This window comes from Streptomyces sp. NPDC002309 (genome assembly GCF_053593375.1).
In genome coordinates this window covers 14,020-40,277 of the sequence record NZ_JBSFCI010000040.1, presented here as the reverse complement: position 1 = coordinate 40,277, position 26,258 = coordinate 14,020, and the positions used below count along the sequence as shown (strand labels likewise).

The window sequence follows — 26,258 nt, the reverse complement described above, 5'->3', positions numbered from 1 at the left end:
GTCCTTGGCGTCGTCGTCCTTGGCGTCGTCGTCCTTGGCGTCGTCGTCCTTGGCGTCGTCGTCCTTGGCGTCGTCGTCCTTGGCGTCGTCGTCCTTGGCGTCGTCGTCCTTCCCGTCGTCGTCCTTCCCGTCGTCGTCCTTCCCGTCGTCGTGCTTGTCGTCGTCGTCCTTCCCGTCGTCGTCCTTCCCGTCGTCGTGCTTGTCGTCGTCGTCCTTCCCGTCGTCGTGCTTGTCGTCGTCGTGCTTGTCGTCGTCCTTCCAGTCGTCGTCGTGCTTGTCGTCGTCCTTCCAGTCGTCGTCGTGCTTGTCGTCGTGCTTTCCTTCGTCCGGATGCTTCGGGTGGTCCGGCTTTTCGGGCCACTCATGCTTTCCGGGCTTCCAGATGTCACGATTCTTGACATCCCAGTACTTGTAGCTGACGCGGTGGGTCTCCCAGTAGTAGTAGTCGTTCCGCGTCTCCCAGCAGTAGTACCGCTTAGGGCCCTTCCAGATGTAGTAGACCTCGAAGTGGTCGTCCCAGTAGAACTTCTGGTTGTACTTGCCCCAGCAGTACCACTGGTCGCGCTTCTTGTCCCAGGAGCGCTTGCTCTTCTTCTTCCAGCAGTACTTCTTGCCCTTGCCCTTGCCCTTCTTCTTGCTCTTCTTCTTGTGCTTGTCCTTGTGGTCGCCGTCGACCAGCGTCGTGGCCGAGGTCTCCTGCAGCGGCGCCGCCGCCGCGGTGGCGGTCGGCAGGAGGACGCCTCCGGCGACCGCCACGGCAGACGCCACCGTCGTACCGATGATTATCCGGCGCTTGCGACGGACGTTTTCGCGGGTGCTGATGTCACGAGTCATTTCTCTGCTCCTGTGCGGTGAGGAATTCAGTTCCGTGCTTTTCCTGCCGGCGCCTCGCTCTTTTCCGGTGGTCCCGGCGAGGCCCGCACTTCAAGTAGGCCGGAATCGCGCATCAAGGTCACGTTCCGGAAACTCGGGACTTGACAGCGTCATAAAGGAGAGATAACGGCGGCCGTCCGCGCCCGGCGGGCTGAGCGGCGAGGAACCGCGGAGGTGACTTCGGCCCCTGCGTCGGCCCGGGAACGAACGGACCCCCGGCTCCCCGGCGGAGGGGACGGGGGTCGGCCGGACGGGGTGGTGCGCATCTGGTCGCACATTCGTTCCATACGGCCTCCGTCAGGAGTGAGGGCGCGCGCTCGCCCAGCTGACCGAGCTGGGCACCCGCACCGCTCAGGGGCATTCAAGCGGGCGCTTACGCCGCCCGCTTCGGGCCGAATCACCGCATGGGGTACACCCCGAGCCGGTTGCCCCACGGTGGGAAACACGTAGGCGTCCTACTACTCAGCGATGAAGCACCGCTTCTCAGCTTGTCGTTTAACCTCGCCCTGTTGGAGGTGGGGATGGGGCAGGCAGTGTTGGAGTCCATCAAGTACTCGGCGGTGTGCCAGGACTGCGGTGCCCGGCTGGAGTGCTGCGGCGTCCAGGTCGTGGTGGGCGGATCCTTGCGGTGGGACGTGGAGGCCGCCTGCTCAGCTTGTGGGTTCGCGGTGGTCGTGTGCGGTCACGTACTGCCGGCTGACCTGCGGGAACAGATGCTCTGCGAACACGGAGCGGCGACGTTGCAGGTGACTTCCCCACAAGGGAAGAGCATCTCGATCATGCGAGTGCTGCGGGCTGAACTCGGCCTTGACCTGGCCGAGGCCAGGACTGCACTGAGCCGCGTGCTGACCGGGGAGTTCTCGGGAACCCTTCCCGAGATGGAGCTCCTCGCCCGCAAGCTGCGGAAGGCCGGAATCTCAGCGGCAGCCGCTCGTCCGTAGTGGGCCGTGTCTGCCCGGACTCAGCCGCCCGCGCCAGACACGGCGCCCACCTCGAACTGGCCCTCACGCGCAAGGCCCTCGCGCTTCGTGGCGCGGGACATCAGCGCATCGACAACGTCCTTGGGGTTGAGGCCCTTGTGGATGATGTCGACCACTGCCTCCGTGATCGGCAACTCGACCGCGTGACGCTGCCCGAGCGCGCTGACGGCCTTGCAGGAGGCGACGCCCTCTGCGGTCTGCGTGGTCAGCTTCTTCGCTTCGCTCACTGTCAGGCCCTGGCCCAGCCGGTGGCCGAAGGAGTAGTTCCGTGAGAGCGTCGACGAGCAGGTGGCGACCAGGTCGCCCATGCCGGCCAGCCCCGCGAAGGTCAGCGGGTCGGCGCCCATCGCCACGCCGAGCCGGGTCACTTCGGCGAGACCTCGGGTGACCAGGGCCGCCTTCGTGTTGTCACCGAGCCCCATGCCGTCGGTGACGCCGACCGCCAAGGCGATGACATTCTTGACCGCGCCGCCGAGTTCGCAGCCGACGACGTCGCTGTTCGTGTACGGCCGGAAGAACGGCGTGTGACAGGCGGCTTGGACGAGGGCGGCTGTGATCTCGTCGGCGCAGGCGACGACGCTCGCGGCGGGTTTGCGCTGGACGATCTCGCGGGCGAGGTTCGGGCCCGACAGCACGGCGATCCGGTCGGGCCACGCGCCGGTCGTCTCCGCGATGACCTCGCTCATCAGCCGGCTCGTGCCGAGCTCGACGCCCTTCATCAGCGACACGAACACCGTGCGCGGTGTCCACAGGCTCCTCCATGCCTCCAGCAGAGGGCGGGCGTACTGGGCGGAGACCGCCAGGACGACGATGTCCGCCCCGCTCGCGGCTCCGGCCGGGTCGGCGGTCGCCCGGCACCCCCTCGGGCCATGACGGCGGCTGTACCGAACGGGAGCGGCTGGAGTGATCACGGCGCGGCCACCGGGCTGGAGGATGCGGCGGATCTCCCCCAGCACCGCAGGCCGGTCGGCCCACCTGCCCAGCCCTGCGCGCTCGTTGACGATCCGATCGGATCTTCTCCGTGCTCGTGCCGAGCGGCAGCCTGAGCGGCTCATCATCCAGCGCGGACGTGTCCACCCACTACTTCCAGCCGCAGCCGAGGGTGCAGGGAAAGCGGACCAACCCGGCGTCGGAGTGCGGCCACAGGGGCGGCAATTCCGGTTCCGGGATGACCGTCCGCTGCGGCGGCCGGGACTCGGCGGCGCGGCGGGCGCCCTCGATCTCGGCGATCGAGTCGGGCATTGACGGCTTCGGGAACTGGGCGAGCAAAGCGCCAAGGTCAGCGTCGGTGGTCACGACTCCTCCGGGAACGAAAAACGCACAGACTGCTACAAACGCGAAGGTCCGCCTCCAGGAGGCGGACCAGAGGATGGTGCCCGGAGTGGGATTCGAACCCACACTTAGCCGCGTTTAAGGCGGTTGCGTCTGCCAGTTGCGCCACCCGGGCCGAGGCTTGGAGGGCGGACAACGACATCACTGCGACGAGATGACAGTCAATCAGATTTTACTCACCGTAGCGTCGTCGGCTGGTCCGTCGTGAGCATCTCTGGAATCCGATCGCGAACCCCTGGTGTGCACTGCGAACTTCATTCGGGTCGCGGTGGACCCCGACTGCCATAGCCTCTCGCATGTGCAAGCCTTACGCAGGAGTGAAATCAGTCAACACAAGTGACCGAAAAAACCGAAAGGCGGGACGCCCCGTCCCGGCCGAGGGCGGCCCCGTCAGCGCGAAGTCGATGTTCACGGGAACCGACAGCACCGGTTGTCTCGTCTCGCTGAAGGCTGGTCATGTCTCATCGAAGTTCAAACGAGTACCCATACTCACTTGAGCACACCTACTCAAGTGGAGGCGGAGGCTCGCTCGGAGACTTGGCGCATGAGACGAACCCCTGCGCCGATCAGCACGGCCACCCGCCCCCGCGCCGCCTGCGGCCCATGCTCGCCTTGGTAGCTCTCCCCGCACTGGCGCTCGGCGCCTGCGGCACCGAGAAGACAGGCGCCGGCGGACCGCAAAGCAGCCCCGCTGACATCGCCGAGGCCCGGCCCAGCGCGGCCTTCACAGAGATGCTGAGCAAGGTCGCGCAGCAGTGTCCCTCGAGCGCTTCGCCAGAGGCGCCGCCAACCGGTCCGGCACAGGCATTGCCGTCCGGGGAGACACCGCCGACCAGTCCGGCGGAGTGGTTGCCGTCCGGGGAGACACCGCCGAGCGACGCGATCGAGCCGATCGCGCCCACGGCGGGGCCAGAGGTGGAGTTGAACGCTCGCGACTGGTGCGCGAGCCACCACCATGAACTGCGCATAACCCAGGCGCTCTGGGATCTGGTGGATCCAAACCCCACCAAGGTCAGGACGATCCTGAACGGCCTCGGCTACATCGATGAGCGCATCCACGACCTCAAGCAGTCCGGTACGACCACGCGGTTCTTTCTCGACCTGCGCGACCAAGGCGGACGGCTGTGCTTGGACGGCTCGGCAGCCGGCGAGGCGACCGTCGTCGACAAGCGCGTAGCGCCTGCGACAGGCCCGTTCACGCATGGAGCACGGAAGGAATGACGGACACCCTGACATGTCCACGGTGTCCGTTCCGGTCCGCGGTGTCCGTGTCCGGACGGTGTCCTGGCTGGTCACGGGCAGGAGGCGCGTGGGTCAGGTGCGAATGCACGTGATTGTTCGATCTCTTGCCGCGCGTCCGCGAGTTCGCTAGTTTCTGCACAATGCTCGTGACGCTACGTGACAATTGGGGGGTCTGTGCGCAAGCGGCTGTCTTGTGTTCTGTCGACACTCGTTCTCGCGGCTTCGGCCGTGCTCATCCCGGCCCAGACCGCAGCAGCGACCGACTTCTGCGTGGAGCCCCTCTGCGGTGATGTCGACAACCGCAGCGGCGGCCACCAGATCATGGTGGCTGGATGCTGGCCGAACAACGAGCCTTTCATCTACGGCAGCACACTCGGCTGCAGCCGCGTCGTCGAGGTGGCCAACGGTCACGACGGTGACGAGACCTACTGGGACATCGATGGCTTCCGCGCGTACACGGGTTGCATCACGTCCTGGAAGAAGAACGGCGTCACCCAATCCCAGCTCGATCGCAAGGGCATTGGGAGTTTGTGGGTCAAGATCGGTAATGACGTGAACGTGGTCATCACCGGTATCACCTGCGGCTGACGAAGACCCGCTCTTGAGGCCCCGCCCACTGGAACGGAATTGCCCTGGGCGGGGTCCTCGTCTTCGACCTTGTGGTTGGTGGAGTACCGGTAGTTCTTCGACCGCTCGGCGATGGTGTGATCGCGGGTGGGGACGAGGGTGCCGTCCACGATGAGCACGGTGTCTTTGGCGAACCGCTTGCGAGGCTGGAGCGCGAGCATCGGCCCGAGGCGGTCGATGATCCGGACCAGCCACAGCAAGATCATCGCACCCGTGACCAGCAGGTCCGTCAGCAAGCCTTCCCGTCTCAGCGGAACTCGTGGACCACCCGGATCTCGCCGACAATGTGGGCGTTGAAGTCGTCCAACTCCTCGGCCGGAACCCAGAGCTCGAGGATCGTCTGCCCGCCGGCCTGCTGGATGGGATACCGGCTCAAGAACTCCGACTCGACCTCGAAACAAGTGACGAAGCCGGCGCCATCGTGCTTCACGTTCCAGTCCCGCGCGATCCTGACCGCGTAGTCCTCGTTGAGGACCGGGTAGAAGATCGGCTGCTCGGGCAGTCGGGGCGGCCAGGCACGCCAGTTCAGCTCGCGAACCAGATCCAGCTCCTTGGGGCCGGTGGGGCGCCACAGGGTCGTAGTTGCTTGCTGGCTGGTCATCTGCATTGCTCTCTGAACGTATGCCGTCAGTACGGCGGGGCGGGAGACCGGACGATACCGGCACCACGAACCCGGCAGCTACGCAGTTTCCGCACCCCTGCCCGCGTGCCAGCGTCCCACGCCGGAACGCTCACCAGCGCGCGCGGGTGTGACGAGCACCCGATCGAGTCGCCAGCGTTTCATCCCATCCCCGGGGAAGTAGTTTTCCGTCCGGCGCTTCCGTCCTCGTAGATGTCCTGTCCGTCGGCTCGCAAGTAGCCCGTAGCCGATCCGCGGAACCCAGGCAACACTTGATTCTTTCCAGCATGCACATCGCAGTTCCCGAACGTGGGGTTGATGTAGCGCGCCAGCTCTCCGTGGCACGCGTCGCGGTAGCGATCTTCCACGCCGGTGCGGTGGTTGACCGACTCGGCCGCGTACCGGTCAAACCGGTACTCCGAGTCGTCGGCGGCATCGGGAACGATCATCCCCTTGCCCTTCACCCAACCAGGCGGCCAATCCTGCCCCGCATCGTTGACGGCTGCACAGAACAGCTCCGCCGCTTCACGGCCGACCTCATCGCCGTCGAACCGCTCGGACTCGCCCAGGCCATCCCTCGCGCCGCCTTTTCGCCAGCGCACGCGGTAACTGGTGACTTCACCGTCCGCGTTCTCCATCGCTTTCACGTACGCCATGGAGGCAAGCTAGGGGCGCCGTGCGCCAGCCGTGCGTCAGCGACACGGACGAGTGACCACCGATATCGGCCGTTTCGCCAGGTCAGACGCCATATAGATGGTGGTGCCCGGAACCGGACTTGAACCGGTACGCCCGCGAGGGGCAGCGAGGTTTAAGCTCGCCGTGTCTGCATTCCACCATCCGGGCAGGCCAGGGGCACCGCTTCGAGGTCCTGAGCCTATCGGGACGCGTCCCCCTGACAGCGACGGGACGGCCTCATGTTGTCTTATTTTATTGATGTCTGAGGGTGCATCAGCACGCGGAACAAGCAGTCCGCACCTGCCGACAGCCTTGCGCGCGGGTCTCGGCCGCGCATGCGGAATGACGGAATTTCACCGCCCGGACCAGGGGGCTCCACCCGTTCCCGGCGGGTGGTCCGCTCGACCGGTCCCGTAGGGCCCAGCCGTCATCCCCAGGTATGAGACAGGCACTCGCCGTGCGACCGGAGACTGCCCCGGGAACCGGAACAGCGGCTGACTACACGGCGCCGTCCGGCCGCGACGATGGAGCACGTCCCGAGAACCACCCCGTCGTCCCCTCAGGAGCGCCACCCCGTGACCACCACACCCGTCGCCGCCGACCGGACCACCGCCGTGGCCGCGCGCGCCACGGATCTGTCGAAGATCTACGGACAGGGCGAGACCCAGGTGGTCGCCCTGGACCGGGTCTCCGTCGAGTTCCGGCAGGCCGAGTTCACCGCGATCATGGGTCCCTCCGGCTCCGGCAAGTCCACCCTGATGCACTGCGTCGCCGGTCTGGACACCTTCTCCTCCGGTTCGGTGCGCATCGGCGACACCGAGCTGGGTTCCCTGAAGGACAAGCAGCTGACCAGGCTGCGCCGCGACAAGATCGGCTTCATCTTCCAGGCGTTCAACCTGCTGCCGACGCTGACCGCCCTGGAGAACATCACGCTCCCGATGGACATCGCGGGGCGCAAGCCGGACAGGCAGTGGCTGGACACCGTGATCCGGATGGTCGGCCTGGCCGACCGGCTCGCCCATCGCCCCTCGCAGCTCTCCGGCGGCCAGCAGCAGCGTGTCGCCGTCGCCCGCGCCCTGGCCTCCCGTCCCGAGATCATCTTCGGAGACGAGCCCACCGGGAACCTCGACTCCCGCTCCGGCGCGGAGGTGCTGGGCTTCCTGCGCAACTCCGTGCGCGAGCTGGGCCAGACGGTGGTCATGGTGACGCACGACCCCGTCGCCGCGGCCTACGCCGACCGCGTCGTCTTCCTCGCCGACGGACGCATCGTGGACGAGGTGCACGGGCCGACCGCGGACTCGGTCCTCGACCGCATGCTGCGTCTTTCCGGGGGGACGGCCCAGGCCCCCGAGTCCGGCGCCAAGGGCCGCACGAGCTGACGCCTCCTCACCCACCGAATCAGGACTGAGACTTCCCATGTTCCGCACCGCCTTGCGCAACGTACTCGCGCACAAGGCCCGGCTCCTGATGACCGTCCTCGCCGTGATGCTCGGCGTGGCGTTCGTCTCGGGGACGCTGGTCTTCACCAACACCCTCTCCGAGGCCTACCAGAGCAAGTCCGCCAAGGGCTTCGACCAGGTCGACGTCGCCGTCACCCCGGGGTTCCAGGAAGCCGAGGGCGACCGGGTCGGCAAGCAGCACGAGCTCACCGACGCCCTGCTCGACAGGAGCGCCGAGGTGCCCGGCGCGGCGTCCGCGGTCGGCGTCGTACAGGGATTCACCGCCATCGCCGGCAAGGACGGCAAGCTGATCGGCGACGGCTTCGGCACGCAGGGCGGCAACTACTCGGGCTCCGAGGACCCCCGGTATCCGCTGGTCGACGGCCGGGCCCCGAAGGGCGGGGGCGAGATCGCCCTCGATTCCGCGACCGCCGAGCGCACCGGCTACAAGGTCGGCGACACCGTGCGGCTGTCGGTCGACGGGCCGGTCCTGGCCCCCACCGTCAGCGGCGTCTTCACCACCGACGACGGCAACGTCGCGGCCGGTGGCAGCCTCGCCCTGTTCGACACGGCGACCGCGCAGAAGCTGTTCGGCAAGGTCGGCACCTATGACGAGATCGACGTCAAGGCGAAGGCGGGCGTCAGCCAGGCCGCGCTCAAGGCCCAGCTGGACAAGGCGCTGCCCGAGGGCGCCGTGGAGACCACCACCGGGCAGCGGCTCGCCGACGACCAGGCGGAGATGATCGCCTCCTCGATGAGCGGGCTGAAGCAGGGCCTGCTGGTGTTCGCCGGTATCGCGCTCTTCGTCGGCACCTTCATCATCGCCAACACCTTCACCATGCTGGTCGCCCAGCGCACCAAGGAGCTGGCACTGCTGCGGGCGGTCGGCGCCTCGCGCAGGCAGGTCACCCGGTCGGTGCTGATCGAGGCGTTCGTGGTCGGCACGGTCGCCGCCGTGGTCGGACTGGTCGCCGGCATCGGGATCGGCGCCGGGCTGCGCTCCCTGATGGGCAGCCTCGACGCGCCCGTGCCGGACGGCCCGCTGGTGGTCACGCCGGGCACGGTGGGCACGGCCCTCGCGGTCGGCGTCCTGGTCACCATGCTGGCGGCGTGGCTGCCGGGCCGGCGCGCGGCGAAGATCCCGCCGGTGGCGGCGATGGGCAGCCTGCACGCGAAGGTGACGACCCGGTCGCTGGTGCTGCGCAACACGCTGGGCGCGCTGTTCTCGGGGGCCGGCGTCACGGTGGTCCTCACCGCGACGACGATGGAGGGCTCGGACGGACAGGCCCCGATGGGATTCGGCGCGGTACTGCTGATCATCGGCGTGTTCATCCTGACGCCGCTGCTGTCCCGCCCGCTGATCGCCGCCGCGGCGCCGGTGCTGCGCGTGTTCGGCGTCTCCGGCAAGCTCGCCCGGCAGAACTCGGTGCGCAATCCGCGCCGTACCGCCGCCACCGCCTCGGCGCTGATGATCGGCCTCACCCTGATCACCGGTATGACGGTGATGGCGGGCAGCCTGCAGAAGTCGATCGACAAGATGGCCTCGGACGCGATCAAGGCCGACTACGTGGTGTCCATGGCGAACGGCAACGCGCTGTCGCCGGACGTCGCCGGGAAGCTGGAGCGGGTGGACGGCGTCACCGCCACCAGCCCGATGCGCAACGCCGTCTCGCGCATCGACGGCGAGACCGAGTTCCTGACCGGCGTCACCGGCGCCACCTTCGGCGACCTGACCGACCTGTTGGTCGAGCAGGGCTCGTTCACGGTCGGCGGCACGGACGTCACCGTCGACGACGAGACCGCCGCGTCGTACGGCTGGAAGGCGGGCTCCGTCTTCACCGTCGCCTACGAGGACGGCGGGAAGCAGCGGCTGACGGTGGCCGGGGTCTACGAGGGCAACGAGATGATCCGCGGCATCATGCTCGACACCGCGACGCTCGCCCCGCACCAGCGGGACGCGGCCGACATGACGGTCATGGTCAAGACCTCCGGCGGTCCCTCGGACGCCGTCGCGGACAAGCTGGAGAAGGCCCTCGGCGACAACCCGGCGATCAAGGTGCAGGACAAGCAGGACCTCTCGAACGAGATCGCGCAGATGTTCACGCTGATGCTGAACATGCTGTACGGCCTGCTGGCCATGGCGGTGATCGTGGCGGTCCTCGGGGTGGTCAACACCCTGGCGATGTCCGTCTTCGAGCGCTCCCAGGAGATCGGCATGCTGCGCGCGATCGGGCTGGACCGCCGGGGCATCAAGCGGATGGTGCGCCTGGAGTCCCTGGTGATCTCCCTGTTCGGCGGAGTGCTCGGCATCGGCCTCGGCGTGTTCTTCGGCTGGGCGGCCGGTGAGCTGCTGGGTTCGCGGATGGCGACGTACGAACTGGTGCTGCCGTGGGCCCGGATGGCCGTCTTCCTGCTGCTGGCCGCGACCGTGGGCGTGCTCGCGGCCCTGTGGCCGGCCCGCCGGGCGGCACGCCTGAACATGCTCGCGGCGATCAAGTCGGAGTGACCGGGCACGTACGACGTCAGGGCCCCGCCTCCTCCGGGAGGCGGGGCCCTCGGTCGTTCAGGTGTTCCAGCTGCGGGCGCGCAGCGGCACCCCGGAGGCGCCGGAGTCGGGGGTCCGCACCGCCAGGACCTGGTTGACGCCGATGCGGTTGCGCTCGAAGGCCAGCGCGGAGGCGGCCATGTACAGCTGCCAGACGCGGGACCTGCCGGGACCGGCCAACCGGACCGCCTCGGCCCAGCCGGCCTCCAGGTTCTCGACCCAGCGGCGCAGCGTGAGGGCGTAGTGCTCGCGGATCGACTCCACGTCGCGCACCTCGAAGCCGGCACGCTCCAGCTGGGTGACGGTGGTGCCGACGGGGGCGAGTTCACCGTCGGGGAAGACGTAGGCGTCGATGAAGTCGTCGGCCTGGTAGGCCGACTCGTCCCGCCGCGGCCGGCGGGCGATCTGGTGGTTGAGCAGCCGGCCGCCCGGGCGCAGCAGCGCGTGCAGGTCCTCGGCGTACTCGAGGTAGCGTTCGGCGCCCACGTGCTCGGCCATCCCGATGGACGAGATCGCGTCGTACGGCCCGTCGGTGACGTCACGGTAGTCCTGCACCCGGATCTCCACCCGGTCGGTCAGACCGGCGTCCGCGACGCGTTTACGGGCGTACGCGGCCTGCTCCTGGGAGAGCGTGACGCCCACGACGCCCACGCCGTGCTCCCGGGCCGCGTGGATGGCCATGGATCCCCAGCCGCAACCGACGTCGAGGAGGCGCCGACCGGGGGTCAGGGCGAGTTTGCGGCAGACGATCTCGAGTTTGTCGTGCTGGGCGGTCTCCAGGGTGCTGTCCGGGGTGGGCCAGTAGGCGCAGGAGTACACCATGGACGGGCCGAGGACGAGTTCGTAGAAGTCGTTGCCGACGTCGTAGTGGTGGCTGACGGCGCGTTTGTCGCTGCGGCGGGTGTGCAGGTTCCGGCGGGGTCTGCGCACCTCCTCGCCGGGCGGGGCGGGCGGCAGCCCGGGTCCGGCGAGCCGCACCAGACCGCGGACCCCGGCGCGCACCTCGGGGTCGCGCAGCGCTTCGGTGAGTCCGCGGGCGTCCTCGCCGCGGTCCCAGATCAGTCCGGAGATCAGACCGAGGGCCGTGTAGAGGTCGCCCTCGACCTCCAGGTCGCCGGCCACCCAGGCGCGGGCCAGGCCCAGCTCGCCGGGCTTCCACAGCAGCCGGCGCAGGGCACGCCGGTTGCGTACGACGACGACCGGCGCGCCCGGCGGACCCGCCTGCGAACCGTCCCAGGCGCGGACACGCACCGGGAGCGGAGTTCCCACCACCTGCTCGAGCAGCCCCTCCAGCCGCGACGCGGCGTCAGTCATGGCGCACACCTCCGTGACGGTGATCCCGACACCACGTAAACACCTGCGCGCCCGGCACGCAGTCCCCTGTTCGCGTCATGTCTGGGCAAACCCTCCCCCGGCCGTATCGGACGGGAACGCCGAAGGACCCCCTGCACCACGGATGGCAGGGGGTCCTTCAGGCGTTCAGCCGGGGGTGGGCGTCAGGAAGCCTTGGCCTTTTCCCCGGTCTTGGGGGCCGCGGCGACCGGAGCGGGCTTCGCGGCCTCGTAGAACTCCTCGCGCGGGGACTCCAACGCGCCGAGGGCGACGACCTCGCGCTTGAGGAACATGCCGAGCGTCCAGTCGGCGATGACGCGGATCTTGCGGTTCCAGGTCGGCATCGCCATGCCGTGGTAGCCACGGTGCATGTACCAGGCGAGACGGCCCTTGACCTTGATCTTCATCTTGCCCATGACGATCATGGCCACGCCCTTGTGCAGGCCGAGGCCCGCCACCGCGCCCTTGTTGGCGTGGCTGTACTCCTTCTGCGGGAAGCCCCGCAGGCCGGAGACCACGTTGTCGCCGAGGACCTTGGCCTGGCGCAGCGCGTGCTGGGCGTTCGGCGGGCACCAGGCGTTCTCCACGCCGGCCTTGCGGGCGGCGAGGTCGGGCACCTGGGCGTTGTCGCCCGCGGCCCAGATGTAGTCGGTGCCCGTGACCTGCAGCGTGGGCCCGCAGTCGACGTGACCGCGGGGCCCGAGCGGGAGGCCGTAGCGGGCCAGGGCCGGGTTGGGCTTGACACCCGCCGTCCAGACGATCGTGTTGGCGTCGACCTCGAGGCCGTTCTTCAGCACCACGTGGCCGTCGACGCAGGAGTCCATGGACGTCGAGAGGTAGACCTCCACGCCACGGCTCTCCAGGTGCTCCTTGCCGTACAGGCCGAGCTTGGGGCCGACCTCGGGAAGGATCTTGTCGGCGGCGTCGACGAGGACGAAGCGCATGTCCTCGCGGGACACGGTGCTGTAGTACTTGGTCGCGTCCCGGGCCATGTCCTCGACCTCACCGATGGTCTCCGCGCCGGCGAAGCCGCCGCCGACGAAGACGAAGGTGAGCGCCTTGCGGCGGATCTCCTCGTCGGTGGTGGAGTCGGCCTTGTCGAGCTGCTCCAGGACGTGGTTGCGCAGGCCGATGGCCTCCTCGACGCCCTTCATGCCGATGCCCTGCTCGGCGAGGCCGGGGATCGGGAAGGTGCGGGAGACCGCGCCGAGCGCGACGACCAGGTAGTCGAAGGGCAGCTCGTACGCCTCGCCGACCAGCGGCGCGATCGCGGCGACCTTGCGGTCCTGGTCGATGGTGGTGACCCGGCCGGTGAGGATCTCCGCCTTGGGCAGCACGCGTCGCAGCGGGACGACGACGTGGCGCGGGGAGATGCTGCCGGCGGCGGTTTCGGGGAGGAAGGGCTGGTAGGTCATGTACGACCGGGGGTCGACGACCGTGACGGTCGCCTCGCCGTAGCGCATCTTCTTGAGAATGCGCCGAGCTGCGTACAGGCCTACGTACCCACCGCCTACTACGAGGATCCTGGGACGCTCCGTGGTGCTCATGCCATCGAGTATCCACCCACCTCCGAGGGGGAGCTCGTGCGCCCCTTCACAAGCATTTCCAGGCCCTGTGCTACACTCCCCGGCCCACGTGAGCCAGATCATGGTCACGATCGGGACCCGGGGTCCGTTACACCCGTTGTCAATGCCGCGTGAGCTGCCCCTCTGCCCCTTCGGCACCCTCACGGAAGCCCGGGGAACCCCCGCGCGCCGGGCCTTCGCGCCCCTCCATACACGGCCCGACTGAACATGTTCAAGACCCTGCTCACCCCTCGGAAGGGCCAACCTTCCCCCCTTCGCGCTCCCACCGGGCCGAATTCCTTGTGAAGAACTTCACGAACTTTCCCGGGCGGGCCCCCCGAAGGTGACGGCGACGGGGTCGCGGACCCTCTTCCGGGGCGCTCATACACCGCTCGACCTGCCCGGTCGACGACCACCGACGGGTGGCGCGCCGCCCGTCACCCGGCCGGGGTGGCCGCGAAGGCCGCGGCCGTCCACTCGGCCCCGGCGCAGCACCGCCACGGCGGTGGCGGTGGCGGTGACGAGGAGTGCACCGGAGTCATCGTGCTCCTGTGCAACTGACGGACGGCCCGCGCGGGCCGCGCGAACGGCCCCGGTACCTCACCCACGAGGGACCGGGGCCGTCCCGTGCCGTGCTCGCGCTACGCCGGCAGGTCGCCCGCCGCGTGGAAGGCGATGCCGTCGAGGATGTCGTGCTCGCTGACGACCACCTCGTCGGCGCCGATCCGGTCCATGATCGAAAGCAGCACCAGGGCTCCCGCGGCGATCACGTCGACCCGCCCGGGATGCATCGAGGCGACGGCCGCGCGCTCGGCGTGGGTGGAGTGCAGCAGCCACTCGGTGATCTCGCGGACCCGGTCCCGGCCGATCCTGGAGTGGTGGATGCGGGCCGAGTCGTACTCGGGCAGGTCCTGGGCGATCGCCGAGACCGTGGTGACCGAGCCCGCGAGCCCCACCAGCGTCCTGGCCTCGCGCAGCGGCACCGTCTCCTCGGCCAGGTCGAGGGCGGCCTCGATGTCCGCCCGCATCGCCGCGATCTGCTCCTCGGACGGCGGGTCGGACACCGCACCGCCCATGACCAGATGGCGCTCGGTCATCCGGACGCAGCCCACGTCGACCGAGCGGGCCGCGCGGACGTGGTCCTCGCCGACGACGAACTCGGTCGAGCCGCCGCCGATGTCCACCACGAGGTAGGGCCGGTGCACCTCCGCGCGCCCCGCCAGTTCCCTGGTCGCGCCGACGAAGGAGAACTCGGCCTCCTGGTCCCCGGTGACGACCTCGGGCTCGACGCCGAGGATGTCCACCACACCGCGCACGAACTCGTCCCGGTTCTCCGCGTCCCGGGAGGCGGAGGTGGCGACGAAACGGACCCGCTCGGCCCCGTGCTCCTTGATGATCCCGGCGTAGTCACGGCAGGCCGCGAAGGTCCGCTCCAGCGCCTCGGGGGCCAGCCGCCCGGTGCGGTCGACGCCCTGACCGAGCCGCACGATGGTCATCCGGCGGTCCAGTTCGGCCAGTTCGCCGGTGGCCGGATCCACGTCGGCGACGAGGAGCCGGATGGAGTTCGTACCGCAGTCGACGGCGGCGACGCGCGTCACGTGCCGTCCTCCTCGTTGGCCGAGGTCACGCACGCGCCCTTGCGCCACCACTCCGGCAGCATCGCCAGCGCCTCGTCACCCAGCGGGTTGACGCCCGGCCCCGCGGCCAGACTGTGCGCGACGAGCACATGCAGGCACTTCACCCGGTCCGGCATGCCGCCTGCGCTCGGGAAGTCCTTCAGTACCTCGATCTCGTCCCGGCGCCGGACATAGTCCTCGTGGGCGGCGCGGTACGCGGCGGCCAGCTCCGGGTCGGTCTCCAGCCGGGCCGTCATCTCCTTCATCACGCCCTCGGCCTCCAGAGTGCCGATGGCCGACGAGGCCCGCGGACACGTCAGGTAGTACAGCGTGGGGAAGGGCGTGCCGTCGGGCAGCCGGGGGGCCGTCTCCACGACGTCCGGCTGACCGCACGGGCACCGGTGCGCGATCGCGCGCAGTCCGCGCGGTGGCCGCCCGAGCTGCTGCTTGAAGGCCTCCACGTCGGCGTCGGTGGGCTCGGTGCGCGGGGTGGGCGGCGGGGGCGTTTCCATACCTGTCTCTCTGTACGTTCACCGGGCGCGGGCGTCCGGCTCATCGGTGGGCGGCGTCCGACTTGTCGACCCCGTCCCAGACGTTCGCGTACCAGGGGCGGTCGGCCGAGCCCTGGTCGGTGCGGGACTGCCGGGCCGCGTCCGGGTCGATCACGACGTAGCCCGTCTCGCCCGGCATCACGTGGTGCAGCCGCCGGCGGATCTGCTGCTCCGCGTACGCGTCGTCCTGCCAGCGGGCCTTGAGGTCGCGCAGTTCCTCGACCCGCGCCTCGGCCTGCCGCTTCTGCTCCCGCAGGTCGGCGATCTCGGCGCGCTGGGCGACGTACTGCCTTATCGGATAGGCGAGCGCGACGACCAGGGAGCAGACGACGAGGGCGAGCAGCGCCGCGCGGCCGGTCAGCCGGGAGCGCCGGGCCTGGCGGCGGGTCTGGGAGCGGTAGACACGGGCCGCGGTCTGCTCCCCGAGCAGCCTGAGCCTGGTCGCGGTGGAGAAACGGTCCCGTTCCTTCACAGCCATCTGGCTCCCGCCTCCCCATGTCTGCGTGCTGCACACGCGCGTACGTCCCCGCACACGGTACGGGACCGGGTGCGGGGACGTACGTACGACGCTTCCTACAGGGGCTTCACTCAGCCCTTGAAGCGGGGGAAGGCGCTGCGGCCGGCGTACACCGCGGCGTCGTCGAGGATCTCCTCGATGCGCAGCAGCTGGTTGTACTTGGCGACGCGCTCGGAGCGGGCCGGGGCGCCGGTCTTGATCTGGCCGCAGTTGGTGGCGACGGCGAGGTCGGCGATGGTGACGTCCTCGGTCTCACCGGAGCGGTGCGACATCATGCACTTGAAGCCGCTGCGCTGGGCCAGCTCGACGGCGTCCAGGGTCTCGGTCAGGGAGCCGATCTGGTTGACCTTGACGAGCAGGGCGTTGGCGGCGCCCTCCTCGATGCCGCGGGCCAGGCGCTCCGGGTTGGTGACGAACAGGTCGTCGCCGACGAGCTGGACCTTGTCGCCGAGCTTGTCGGTGATGGTCTTCCAGCCCTCCCAGTCGTCCTCGAACAGCGGGTCCTCGATGGAGACGAGCGGGTACGCGGCGACGAGCTCCGCGTAGTACTCGGTCATCTCGGCGGCCGTGCGGTCCTTGCCCTCGAAGGTGTAGACGCCGTCCTTGTAGAACTCGGACGCGGCCACGTCGAGGGCCAGGGCGATCTGCTCGCCGGGGGTGTAGCCGGCCTCCTTGATCGCCTCCAGGATGAGGTCGAGGGCCTCACGGTTGGAGCCGAGGTTCGGGGCGAAGCCGCCCTCGTCGCCGAGGCCGGTGGACAGGCCCTTGCCCTTCAGCACCTTCTTGAGGGTGTGGTAGACCTCGGTGCCCCAGCGCAGGGCCTCGGAGAAGGACTCCGCGCCGATCGGGGCGATCATGAACTCCTGGATGTCCACGTTGGAGTCGGCGTGCGAGCCGCCGTTCAGGATGTTCATCATCGGCACCGGCAGCAGGTGCGCGTTGGGGCCGCCCAGGTAGCGGAACAGCGGCAGGTCGCTGGCCTCGGAGGCGGCGTGGGCGACGGCGAGCGAGACGCCGAGGATGGCGTTGGCGCCGAGGGAGCCCTTGTTGTCGGTGGCGTCCAGGTCGAACATCGCCTGGTCGATCAGGCGCTGCTCGGTGGCGTCGTAGCCGACGAGCTCCGGGCCGATCTGCTCGATGACGGCCAGGACGGCCTTCTCGACGCCCTTGCCGAGGTAGCGGTTGGGGTCGCCGTCGCGGAGTTCGATGGCCTCGAAGGCGCCGGTGGAAGCGCCGGACGGAACGGCGGCACGACCCGTGCTGCCGTCGTCGAGGCCGACCTCGACCTCGACCGTGGGGTTGCCTCGGGAGTCCAGGATTTCCCGGGCTACGACGACGTCGATGGACGGCACGAGCATCTCCTTCGTGGATGTGACGCGATGGAGCAGGACCGCGGCGGCTCTGCGAGACGAGCCTAACCGGCTCCGTGCGATCGGCCAGCCGGTCACCCCTCTGATGGACGGAACCGAGAGTAAATTGTTTCCGAACGAAACAAAGACGGGGGTGCGCCGCGGGGCGAGCGGGACGCGAAAAGCCCCGCCCCGGTGCGTACGGGGGGATGACGCACCGGGGCGGGGAGCCCGTGGGGACGGGGGGTGACCCTCACGGGAGCCTCAGGGGCCTCCTGAAGGGAGGCCGCGCGAGTCGGAGCAGCGGGGGCGCCGTCCTACTTCAGGTGCAGCTGCTGACCCGGGAAGATGAGGTCGGCGTTCTCGACGACGTCCTTGTTCAGCCGGAAGAGCTTCTCCCAGCCGCCCTTGACGTCGTGCTGGGCGGCGATGGTGCTGAGGGTGTCGCCCTCGACGACCTCGTACTCGCCGTCACCCTTCTTCACCTTGTCGCCGGTCGGCGTGGTGACCGTCTCCTCGACGGCCGGACGCTCCGCGGACCGCGAGGCCGGCTGCTCCTCGGTGGCGCGCGTCTCGGTGCCGTCGCTCTGCGAATCGCCGGCCGCGGAGCCGCCACCGGTGTAGGCGGCGTTCGACAGGCCGGTGCCGCAGTGCGGCCAGGCACCCTTGCCCTGACCGGCGAGCACCTTCTCGGCGATCTGGATCTGCTGCTCCTTCGAGGCCTGGTCGGCCGTGCCCGCGAACTGCGTGCCGCCGTACGCGGCCCAGGTCGAGGCGGAGAACTGCAGACCGCCGTGGTAGCCGTTGCCGGTGTTGATGGACCAGTTGCCACCGGACTCGCACTGGGCGACGGCGTCCCACTCGGAGGCCGTGGCGGCGGAGGCGCTGCCGGCCGCGATCAGCGGGGCGGCGACTGCGGCGGCGCCGGTGACACCGACGGCGGCGATGGCGCGAACGGTCCTGGACGCACCGCGATGCTTGCCCTTGCTGGAAAACAGCATGGTTGATCCCCTCACCGACGCCTGCGAGGTGAGCTGTCGGGTTCGGGCCGGTTGAGTTGCCCGGCCGCACCTCACTGGGAGGTGCGGCTTCACCCCGAGCCGGTCCCGGCGCTGAGTCTCCTCAACTGCCGGACACGGCACTTACCTTGGGTCCCCCGCTCCTGCCTGCGGCGCTTGACGCGACGACTGTTCCCGGGTGGCCGCTGGCAGGACTCGGCGTTGCGGCAGCCGGGGCTCGTGGTGACGAGCGGTCATGACCGTAGACAGGCGATCGGCCGAATTTCAAAGACGATCAGGGCTTCTGAGACTCATCCCACACTTTCACCAAATCGGACATTCGACTCGAAGTGTGACGTGAACTCCCGCTGCCCCCAGGCCGTTTCCCGTCCCCGCTCTCCCCTACTTGCCGGCCGACTCCGCGCCGACGTCCAGCGACTGACCGGGGACGATGTGGTCGGGGTCGCCGCCGAGGGCGTCCTGGTTGACGACGTACAGCGCGGCCCATCCGCCCTGCACGCCAAGGGAGTCGGCGATGCCCCAGAGGGTGTCGCCGTCCTGGACCCGGTACGCGCCGTCGGCGCCCGCTCGGGACGTGGCGCCGTCCCGCGAGGCGTGGCGCCCGGAGGAACCGCCGGCGCGCTCACCGTCCTCGTCCGCACTGCCTCCCCGGTGCTTGCCGCCGCCGAGAAGGCCCGTGCCGGTGAGGTCCGATGCGCTCGGAGTGCTCGAGGGCACACCGGAGGGCGAGGAACTCAGGGGCGATTCGCCCGATTCGGGGGATTCGCCGAAACCGGAGGACTCGCCCGGGCCGGGCGATGCCGAGCCGTCGGCACCCGGGGAGCCGGCACCACCGGACGGGGTGGATTCGCCGAATTTTTTCGGCTTCGCGGAGTTCTTCGAGCCGGCGGAGTCCATGGATGCGTCGGCGCCCTGAGAACCACCGGAACGGGCACCACTGGACGAGTGGGACAATCCAAGCGAGTTGGACAGACCGCCTGAATCGCCAGATATCAGATGGGACGGCGTGCTGGACTTGTCACCGGCCACACCCGTGTCGACCGTGGCCGACTCGGAGTCGGCGTCCAGCCCCACCCGCGGGCCGCAGGTGGCCCACGCGCCGACGCCCTGGTCCGCGAGGACCTTCTCGGCGACGGCGATCTGCTGCGAGCGGCTGGCCTGGTCCGCGCTCGCGGCGTAGGTGAGCCCGCCGTGCTCCTCCCAGTCCCGCTGGGAGAGTTGCAGTCCGCCGTAGGAGCCGTTGCCCGTGTCGGCGCTCCAGGAGCCGCCGGTCTCGCACTCGGCGACACGGTCCCAGGTCGTCCCGCTCGCCGCGCTCGCGCCGGTGGCGGCGAGGAGGGGGAGGGCGATGGCGGAGCCGGTCACGCCGGCCGCGACGACGAGTGCGGGCGCCTGACGGGGGCGACGGTGACGACCGTTCCCGGAGAGCATGCGGGGACCTTTCGCGTGACAGCGGGGAACTGCGCGGCCGGTGAAACCGAAAGGCCGTGCTGATGGCTGAACGTATAGGCAGACGATCACTTGTCACAAGTTCATGCCGCGCAGATCACATGGAGATCACATAGTTGAAAGCGCGTCACTTCTCCCGCACCGGTGTGAACTCCACCGGAAGCGTCCGCAGTCCTCGCATGATGAGCCCGCCGCGCCACCTCAGTTCACCCGGGTCCACCGCGAGCCGCAGATCGGGCAGGCGGGTCAGCAGGGAGGCGAGCGCGGTCCGGCCCTCCAGGCGGGCCAGGGGCGCGCCGAGGCAGTAGTGGAGGCCGTGGCCGTAGCCGAGGTGCTGGTTGTCGCGGCGGGCGAGGTCGAGGGTGTCCGGGTCGGCGAACCGCTCCGGATCCCGGTCCGCCGCGGCGAGCACGACGAGGACGGGGTCGCCCGGCGCGATGTCCTGGCCGCCGATGCTGAGCGGCTGGGTGGCGAACCGCCAGGTGGCGAGCTCCACGGGCCCGTCGTAGCGCAGGAGTTCCTCGACGCCGGTCTCCAGCAGGGCCTGTTCACCGCGCGCCAGGGACTGCTGGAGACGGGCGCGTTGGCCGGGGTGGGTGAGCAGGGCGAGGGTGCCGTTGCCGATGAGGTTGACGGTCGTCTCGAAACCGGCGAACAGGAGGATGAAGGCCATCGCGGCCGCCTCGTTCTCGGTGAGGTGCTCACCGTGGTCGGAGGCGCGGATGAGGCCCGAGATGAGGTCCTCGGAGGGGTCGGGTTCGGCGGGGAGGGACTCGCGCTTGCGGTGGATCAGCTCGGAGAGGTAGCCCCGCATCATCTTCACCGAGCGCGCGACCCCGCCCCGGGGGCCTCCGCCGTGGCGGATCATCATGCCCGCCCAGTCCCGGAAGTCGTCCTGGTCCTCGCGGGGGACGCCGAGCAGGTCGCAGATCGCGTAGATGGGGAGCGGGAAGGCGAACTCGTGGATGAGGTCGGCGGAGCCCTCCTGGGCGAACCGGGCGACGAGGTCGTCGGTCAGCTCCTGCACGCGCGGGGCGAACTCGGCGACGCGGCGCGGGGTGAACGCCTTCGAGACGAGCCGCCGCAGCCTGGTGTGGTCCGGCGGATCGATGTTCAGCAGATGCGTCATCAGCTCGGCCTTGCGCTCACCGGGGATGCCGGTCCTGCCCCTGGCGTGCGCGGGCTCGGCGTGGTGCTCCGGGTTCTTGGACAGCCGCTGGTCGGCGAGGGCCTGCTTGGCGTCGGCGTACCGGGTGACCAGCCATGCCTCCACCCCGCTGGGGAGCCTCGTCCGGTGCACGGGGGCGTGCTCGCGCAGCCAGGCGTAGGCGGGATAGGGGTCGGTCGCGAACTCCCAGGTGAAGAGTTCCGGCGCCGGCGTCGAGCGGGGCGCGGGCGCGTCGGGGTGGTGCGGGTCGGTCACCCCCCCGACGGTATCCGCCGGGCCGGACGCCCGCGCCGCCCGGGCGTCCGGCCGTCCGCGCCGACACGCCCTCGAACCGGCCCGGCCCCGTCCGGGCGACGGGACTACGCGCCGGCCCCCTCCGCGGCACGGACCGCGTCCCGGTAGGCACGGGCCGCCGCGCGCAGCGCCGCCTCCGGGTCCGTGCCGGCGGCCTCCGCCCGTGCCGCCAGCGCCAGCAGCTCGTACCCGACGCCCTCGCCCGCCGGCAGGGGCACGTCCAGTCCCGCCGTGCGCACCCGGGAGGCGAGCTTCGCGGCGAGGGCCAGGCCGGGCTGGTGCAGCGGGATGCCCTCGGTCACCGAGGTCCGCCGCTTCTCCTCGGCCTTGGTGCGCAGCCAGTGCTCCTTGACCTCCTCGGGGGTGGCGGCGCTCTCCTCACCGAAGACGTGCGGGTGGCGGTGGACGAGCTTGTCGACGATGGTGCCCGCGACGTCGTCGACGGAGAACGGGGCCTCGGGGTCCTCCTCCGCGATCCGGGCGTGGAAGACGACCTGGAGGAGCACGTCGCCCAGCTCCTCCCGGAGCTCGTCCCGGTCACCGGCCTCGATCGCCTCGACGAGTTCGTACGCCTCCTCGATCCCGTACTTCACCAGGCCCTGGTGGGTCTGCCGGGACGACCAGGGGCACTCGACGCGGATCCGGTCCATGACCTGGACGAGGTCGAGGAGGCGCGCGCCGGGCAGGTCGTAGGAGGCGGGGAGCAGTTCCAGCTCGGGCATGGCGAGGCGCCCGCCGCCCGCGAGCCGCGCCAGCCCGTCCGTGAGGGCCGGCTCGCCCTCGCCGCCGGCGACGACGACGACGGTCCGCCCGCCGGCGCACGCGTCGACCAGTTCCCCGGCGGTCGGGGACGCCTCCTCCACCGCTATGCCCGCCTCGCGCAGATACGGCAGCTGCGGATGTGTCCCGTCGGCACACAGCACACGGTCGGCGGCGTGCAGCGCCCGCCAGGCGGGCCAGGAGAGCAGTCCGGGGGCCACACGGTGGCTGGTGGTGAGCAGGACGACCCGGCCGGTGCCCGGGGGCGTCGGCGCACCGCCCTTCCCGGCGTCAGGAGCTCTGTCGAAGCTGGTTGCGTTCACGGTCCGAACGTAACCCACGCCGCCGACGGACCGGCGCGCCGTCCACCGGCGGCCCCGCCGGGACTTACGCGGGCTGCTGCCCCGCCGTGATCTCGCGCACCCACGGTGTCTTCGCGTCCACACGGCTGCTCTTCTGGACGTCCCAGCTGCCGTAGCGCGGGTTCAGGTCGACGCTCAGCTTCTCGGACGCCTCCGACAGCGCCTTCCAGAAGGCGGGCTGGCTGGTGTCGGTGCCGAGCTTCGCGGCGAGCTTCTGGGCCTCCAGCTGGAGGCGGAGGTTCTCCTCCAGGCGCTCCGGCGCCACCCCGTACTGCTGCAGCCAGGTCGTCTCCAGCGCCTTCGCGCCGCCGACCTGCTCCTGCAGCCCGCCGCGCATCTCCTGGACCTCCTTGCGGCTCACCGAGATGCCGGCGTCCTGGGCGGCACGGTGCAGCACCCGGTCCAGGACCATGCCGTGCAGCGTGTCGCGGGTGAGGGTGCCGGTCTTGGCGATCACCTGCGCGTACTGCGTCTCGTCGGCCACCGCCGCCCGCTGCGCCTCGCGCACCTCGGTGACCCGGGTCTCCAGCTGCGACACGGTGATCCGCTGACCGCCGACGACGGCGGCCGCGCCCGCGTGCGCGTCACTCCCGCAGGCGGTGAGGGCGGGCGCCGAGGCGATCGCGGCGAGAAGAAGGAGCGCGGTGCGGCGACGACGGCGGTGCAAGGAAACCTCCCGAGGAGATTGTGCGACGGAGCACAAAGTCTTGCGGTGATCGATGGTAGGCAGCAGTACGGCTTTGGCCAACCCATTCGACCAACGATTCACCAGGACTTCGGGCACCGCCGCGCCGTCCGGCTGCCGGGCGACTATCCGCGCACCTGTCCCAGCCACTGCAGCGTCCGGCGCACCTCCACCGCCAGCGGATGCCCCAGACCGCTCGTCCGTTCGACGTCGTGCAGCAGCCGCGCCAGCGTGTCGTGCGCGGCGGCGCGGTCCCCGACGGCCAGCAGCAGATGGCCCATGCGGCGGCGGACGTCGAGGGCGAGGTGGGGGTCGCCGGAGACGTACTGGTTCTCGTAGTACGGCAGCAGCGCCCGGTAGGCGGCGAGCGCCGCCGCCGGTTCGCCGAGCTGTTCGAGGCACTGGGCGGCCTCGTAGCGGAAACGCAAGGCCTGCGGGTCGGCCTGGCCGGCCTCCGCGGCACGTTCGTCGGCGAGGCGGCGCAACTCGGGCAGCGCACGCCGGTACTGGCCGTCGTCCATGAGCGTCGCGGCGTACTGCTTGCGCAGCGTGCGCACGACGGGTGAGTGCTCGCCGTGCTGTTCGGCCGCGGTCGGCAGGATCGCGCCGAGGATGTCGACGGCCTGGGTGATGCGGCCCTCGCCGAGGAGCCGCTTGACCTCGTCGACGGCGCGCGCGACGTCCGGTCTCCCGGTGGCCGGCGGGACGGGGGCGGGCTGGGGCGCGGGCGTGCGGGCGCGGTCCGGCCAGGGGGCGTGCGGGCGTACGAACGGGCGCGTGGGGTCAAGGGCCGCCCCGCTGGGGGTGCCGCGCGCGGGCAGCAGCGGCGACAGCTCCTCGTACACCTCCTGCGCGGAACCCGGCCGGTGCTGCGGGTCCTTGGCGAGCAGGCGCAGGACCAGCGCTTCGAGGGCCTCGGGGACCTCGGGACGGATCCGGCGCACGGGGACCGGGGGCTCGTACAGGTGGCGGTGGAGCACGCCGAGCGCCGTGGATCCCGCGAAGGGGACTTCGCCGCTGAGGAGTTCGTGCAGCAGCACTCCGAGCGCGTACAGGTCCGTGTACGGGCCGACCGCGCCGCTCATCGCCTGCTCGGGCGCCATGTAGGCGGGCGAGCCGATCGGTGAGCCGGTGTGCGTCAGGCGGGTGGTGTCGGTGTCCATGACCGAGGCGACGCCCAGGTCGAGGACCGTGACCGTGCCGTCCTGCTTGACCATCACGTTGCGCGGCTTGAGGTCGCGGTGCACGATCGGCACCGCGTGCACCGCGCTCAGCACGGCGCACAGTTGCGCGGCGACCGCCACCGCCCACTGCCACGGGTACGGGTCGCGCCCGGCGAGATGGCCGGAGAGGTCGACGCCGTCCACGTACTGCATGACGAGGAACAGCTCCTCGGCCTCGCTGCCCGCGTCGTGCACCGTGACCAGGCCGGGGTGGTCGACCCGCGCGGTCACCCGGCACTCGCGCACGAAGCGCAGGCGCAGCTCGTCGGCCTCCTGCCCGGCCACCTTGTCGGGGCGCAGCAGCTTCACCGCCACACGCCGGTCGAGCCGCCGGTCGTACGCCGTCCAGACCTGGCCCATGCCGCCCTGCCCGATGAGCGTGGCCAGTTCGTAGCGGTCGGCCACGACGCGTCCCGCCGTCGCCGTCACCGTCCGCCCTCGGGCTCGCCGTCGCGCCGGCCGTCCTGCTGACGGAGGTAGTCACTCAGCTCGTCCAGCTCGGCCCGGACCTGGTCGATACGGGCGGGGGCCGGGCGCTGCGGGGGCGGGGTGGGTATCGGGGGCCGGGGGTGAGGTGTGTGCGGGCCGTGCGGGGGCAGGGGCGGCGGGGTCCGGGCCCCCGTCTGCGGCACCGTCGTCGCGTCGGTGTACGGCTGCTGCGGGTAGCCGTACGCCTGCGCCGTCCCGGGACCGTGCCGGAGCCGGTGGAAATGGCGTATCTCCGCGGCGAGGTAGTACGCCAGCACCGCCACCAGCGTGCCCAGGAGCAGCGCGAGGCCGGTCCAGCCGCCCGCGGTGTGGATCTCGTCGCCGGGTTCGGTGCCGAGGAGGACCACCGCGAGGATGTCGATGGCCAGCACGGCCACGAACAGGCCCCAGTCCAGCGACCGGCGCGTGACGATGGCCAGGCGCAGCAGCATCGTCCAGGTCAGGAAGCCGAGGCTGAGGACGGACATCGACACGAACAGCACACGCACGAGCACCAGCCACGCCGTCGGGGGCGGTTGCTTCACCGGCTGCGTGTAGCCGTGGCCATGCATGGCTGCTCCTGGTGCCTGAAGTGCGGTGACGGAGTCGTCCGGAGCCGGGCGACTCCGGTCGTGCGAGGGTCGCTTCGAGCGTATAGCCCGAGACCGACAACCCGTCATGCGTTGTACCGAACCGTTGCCACACTGATCACCCCGCGCGAAGCACACGCCCCTCGGCCCGCGCCGGCGACTCAAAGGGAGTGGCGCATCCACACGTTGGGCTCGACGTACACCGCGTAGCCGCGCTCCGGCTCGCAGCGCACCGGCACCAGTGCCCCCGGCACCTCGACGTCGCCCGCCGTGTCGAAGGGCAGCCCCGTCCAGCGGCGCCAGTCCTCCAGCGGGGCCGCCACGGTCATGGAGGCCGGTGCCACGGAGTCGAACGTGGCGCCGGCGCGCGCGTGCACCCGCAGCCAGGGGTCGTGCGGGAGCCCGTCGGGGCGGACCCGGCGGGCGTACTCCTCGACGGGCGTCCGGGGTTCGAGGTGCTTGGCGCTGGGGCGCACGGGGGCGACGACCTCACGGAAGCCGAGAGCAGCGGCGTTGGCGCGCATCGCCGCGAGCATCAGCTGGGACAGGCCGTGGCCCTGGGCGTGCGGCGCGACCACGACGGAGATGGCGCTGACCGTGTCGGGGCGGACTCCGCGGCGCAGGTCGGAGAACGCCCACGCGAGCACCTCGTCCCAGCCACGGGCCGGCAGCGCGCCCCGGCCGTCGGCGCCGAGCGCGAAGGGGACGCTGTGCGCGTGCGCGACGACCTCACCGTGCTCGTCCTCGGCGAACTGCACGTACTGCGGCAGTTCGGCGGCGATCCGCGGGTAGTGGGCGTTGCCGACGAGGTCGTTCACCACGAACTCGGGCCAGCTGTCGGCCATGCCGAGCACCCGGGCCGTCATGTCGGGCCGGTCGGCGAGGTTGGACGTCGTCAGCTCCATACGGCAACGCTAGGCGGCGGGGCCGGGCGGGCGGAACGGGTTTTTCCCCCGGGCGCCGGTCCCGGTGCCCCGGT

At 70.4% G+C, this 26,258-nt stretch carries 24 protein-coding genes, 2 tRNA genes, 1 pseudogene and 1 riboswitch; of the genes and pseudogenes, 5 read left to right on the top strand and 22 right to left on the bottom strand.

Annotation, left to right across the window (positions count from 1 at the left end; all coding sequences use genetic code 11):
- Positions 1-834, bottom strand: an 834-nt coding sequence (locus ACWCPM_RS28175; protein ID WP_450979062.1) for a hypothetical protein, incomplete at its 3' end; no start/stop codon positions are given.
- A gap of 560 nt (positions 835-1,394) precedes the next feature.
- Between ACWCPM_RS28175 and ACWCPM_RS28170 the strand changes: the two genes are divergently transcribed.
- On the top strand, positions 1,395-1,814 hold the full coding sequence (locus tag ACWCPM_RS28170; RefSeq protein WP_450979061.1) for a hypothetical protein: 420 nt from the start codon (positions 1,395-1,397) through the stop codon (positions 1,812-1,814).
- Positions 1,815-1,834: 20 nt separating this feature from the next.
- Here the strand turns inward: ACWCPM_RS28170 and ACWCPM_RS28165 are convergent, their stop codons facing one another.
- The 3 genes from ACWCPM_RS28165 to ACWCPM_RS28155 form a co-directional block, all read right to left on the bottom strand.
- Positions 1,835-2,764 (bottom strand): NAD(P)H-dependent glycerol-3-phosphate dehydrogenase, encoded by a 930-nt coding sequence (locus ACWCPM_RS28165; RefSeq protein WP_450979081.1) that lies wholly within the window; start codon positions 2,762-2,764, stop codon positions 1,835-1,837.
- Between the two features lie 169 nt (positions 2,765-2,933).
- On the bottom strand, positions 2,934-3,149 hold the full coding sequence (locus ACWCPM_RS28160; protein WP_450979060.1) for a hypothetical protein: 216 nt from the start codon (positions 3,147-3,149) through the stop codon (positions 2,934-2,936).
- Positions 3,150-3,223: 74 nt separating this feature from the next.
- Positions 3,224-3,300, bottom strand: a tRNA-Leu gene (locus ACWCPM_RS28155).
- 488 nt (positions 3,301-3,788) lie between these two features.
- Between ACWCPM_RS28155 and ACWCPM_RS28150 the strand changes: the two genes are divergently transcribed.
- Both ACWCPM_RS28150 and ACWCPM_RS28145 read left to right on the top strand, forming a co-directional pair.
- Positions 3,789-4,406 carry a hypothetical protein gene (locus ACWCPM_RS28150; protein WP_450979059.1) on the top strand — a complete coding sequence of 206 codons (618 nt, stop codon included), beginning with the start codon at positions 3,789-3,791 and terminating at the stop codon, positions 4,404-4,406.
- A gap of 195 nt (positions 4,407-4,601) precedes the next feature.
- Positions 4,602-5,015: a hypothetical protein gene (locus ACWCPM_RS28145; RefSeq protein ID WP_450979085.1), complete on the top strand. Its 414-nt coding sequence runs from the start codon at positions 4,602-4,604 to the stop codon at positions 5,013-5,015.
- Between the two features lie 65 nt (positions 5,016-5,080).
- Here ACWCPM_RS28145 and ACWCPM_RS28140 read toward each other — a convergent pair.
- From ACWCPM_RS28140 to ACWCPM_RS28125, 4 genes and pseudogenes are all read right to left on the bottom strand, one after another.
- A pseudogene (locus ACWCPM_RS28140) lies at positions 5,081-5,239 on the bottom strand (IS5/IS1182 family transposase); the annotation flags it as partial.
- Positions 5,240-5,301: 62 nt separating this feature from the next.
- The gene (locus ACWCPM_RS28135) at positions 5,302-5,655 is read right to left on the bottom strand and encodes a hypothetical protein (protein WP_450979058.1); all 354 of its coding nucleotides are present in this window, start codon (positions 5,653-5,655) and stop codon (positions 5,302-5,304) included.
- Between the two features lie 179 nt (positions 5,656-5,834).
- The gene (locus ACWCPM_RS28130; RefSeq protein WP_450979057.1) at positions 5,835-6,329 is read right to left on the bottom strand and encodes a hypothetical protein; all 495 of its coding nucleotides are present in this window, start codon (positions 6,327-6,329) and stop codon (positions 5,835-5,837) included.
- A gap of 101 nt (positions 6,330-6,430) precedes the next feature.
- A tRNA-Leu gene (locus tag ACWCPM_RS28125) sits at positions 6,431-6,516 on the bottom strand.
- Between the two features lie 356 nt (positions 6,517-6,872).
- Between ACWCPM_RS28125 and ACWCPM_RS28120 the strand changes: the two genes are divergently transcribed.
- Positions 6,873-7,727, top strand: coding sequence for an ABC transporter ATP-binding protein (locus ACWCPM_RS28120; RefSeq protein WP_450979056.1), 855 nt, complete (start codon positions 6,873-6,875; stop codon positions 7,725-7,727).
- A 37-nt stretch (positions 7,728-7,764) separates the two neighbouring features.
- Positions 7,765-10,293 (top strand): ABC transporter permease, encoded by a 2,529-nt coding sequence (locus ACWCPM_RS28115; RefSeq protein ID WP_450979055.1) that lies wholly within the window; start codon positions 7,765-7,767, stop codon positions 10,291-10,293.
- Positions 10,294-10,350: 57 nt separating this feature from the next.
- Here the strand turns inward: ACWCPM_RS28115 and ACWCPM_RS28110 are convergent, their stop codons facing one another.
- The 14 genes from ACWCPM_RS28110 to ACWCPM_RS28045 all read right to left on the bottom strand — a co-directional run bounded on the left by ACWCPM_RS28110 (position 10,351) and on the right by ACWCPM_RS28045 (position 26,184).
- Positions 10,351-11,646, bottom strand: a complete 1,296-nt coding sequence (locus ACWCPM_RS28110; RefSeq protein ID WP_450979054.1) for a class I SAM-dependent methyltransferase — start codon at positions 11,644-11,646, stop codon at positions 10,351-10,353.
- Between the two features lie 182 nt (positions 11,647-11,828).
- Positions 11,829-13,211 (bottom strand): NAD(P)/FAD-dependent oxidoreductase, encoded by a 1,383-nt coding sequence (locus tag ACWCPM_RS28105; RefSeq protein WP_450979053.1) that lies wholly within the window; start codon positions 13,209-13,211, stop codon positions 11,829-11,831.
- A gap of 659 nt (positions 13,212-13,870) precedes the next feature.
- Positions 13,871-14,827 (bottom strand): Ppx/GppA phosphatase family protein, encoded by a 957-nt coding sequence (locus ACWCPM_RS28100; protein WP_450979052.1) that lies wholly within the window; start codon positions 14,825-14,827, stop codon positions 13,871-13,873.
- Positions 14,824-15,357 carry a DUF501 domain-containing protein gene (locus tag ACWCPM_RS28095; RefSeq protein ID WP_450979051.1) on the bottom strand — a complete coding sequence of 178 codons (534 nt, stop codon included), beginning with the start codon at positions 15,355-15,357 and terminating at the stop codon, positions 14,824-14,826. Before ACWCPM_RS28095 ends, ACWCPM_RS28100 begins: the two co-directional genes overlap by 4 nt.
- Before the next feature lie 40 nt (positions 15,358-15,397).
- Entirely contained in the window at positions 15,398-15,874 is a 477-nt protein-coding gene (locus ACWCPM_RS28090; RefSeq protein ID WP_450979050.1) for an FtsB family cell division protein, read from the bottom strand.
- 110 nt (positions 15,875-15,984) lie between these two features.
- Positions 15,985-17,265, bottom strand: a complete 1,281-nt coding sequence (gene eno, locus ACWCPM_RS28085; RefSeq protein WP_450979049.1) for a phosphopyruvate hydratase — start codon at positions 17,263-17,265, stop codon at positions 15,985-15,987.
- A 314-nt stretch (positions 17,266-17,579) separates the two neighbouring features.
- Entirely contained in the window at positions 17,580-18,263 is a 684-nt protein-coding gene (locus ACWCPM_RS28080; RefSeq protein ID WP_450979048.1) for a transglycosylase family protein, read from the bottom strand.
- A 3-nt stretch (positions 18,264-18,266) separates the two neighbouring features.
- Positions 18,267-18,446, bottom strand: a riboswitch (cyclic di-AMP (ydaO/yuaA leader).
- Positions 18,447-18,662: 216 nt separating this feature from the next.
- Positions 18,663-19,712 (bottom strand): transglycosylase family protein, encoded by a 1,050-nt coding sequence (locus tag ACWCPM_RS28075; RefSeq protein WP_450979047.1) that lies wholly within the window; start codon positions 19,710-19,712, stop codon positions 18,663-18,665.
- Between the two features lie 145 nt (positions 19,713-19,857).
- A complete protein-coding gene (locus tag ACWCPM_RS28070; RefSeq protein ID WP_450979046.1) occupies positions 19,858-21,153 on the bottom strand; it encodes a cytochrome P450 family protein in 1,296 nt (431 codons plus the stop codon).
- 104 nt (positions 21,154-21,257) lie between these two features.
- Positions 21,258-22,274 (bottom strand): nucleoside triphosphate pyrophosphohydrolase, encoded by a 1,017-nt coding sequence (locus ACWCPM_RS28065; protein WP_450979045.1) that lies wholly within the window; start codon positions 22,272-22,274, stop codon positions 21,258-21,260.
- Between the two features lie 64 nt (positions 22,275-22,338).
- Positions 22,339-22,980, bottom strand: coding sequence for a SurA N-terminal domain-containing protein (locus ACWCPM_RS28060; protein WP_450979044.1), 642 nt, complete (start codon positions 22,978-22,980; stop codon positions 22,339-22,341).
- 143 nt (positions 22,981-23,123) lie between these two features.
- On the bottom strand, positions 23,124-24,581 hold the full coding sequence (locus tag ACWCPM_RS28055; protein ID WP_450979080.1) for a serine/threonine-protein kinase: 1,458 nt from the start codon (positions 24,579-24,581) through the stop codon (positions 23,124-23,126).
- 65 nt (positions 24,582-24,646) lie between these two features.
- Entirely contained in the window at positions 24,647-25,234 is a 588-nt protein-coding gene (locus tag ACWCPM_RS28050) for a hypothetical protein (RefSeq protein ID WP_450979043.1), read from the bottom strand.
- A 206-nt stretch (positions 25,235-25,440) separates the two neighbouring features.
- Entirely contained in the window at positions 25,441-26,184 is a 744-nt protein-coding gene (locus ACWCPM_RS28045) for an N-acetyltransferase (RefSeq protein WP_450979042.1), read from the bottom strand.
- Between the last annotated feature and the right edge of the window lie 74 nt (positions 26,185-26,258).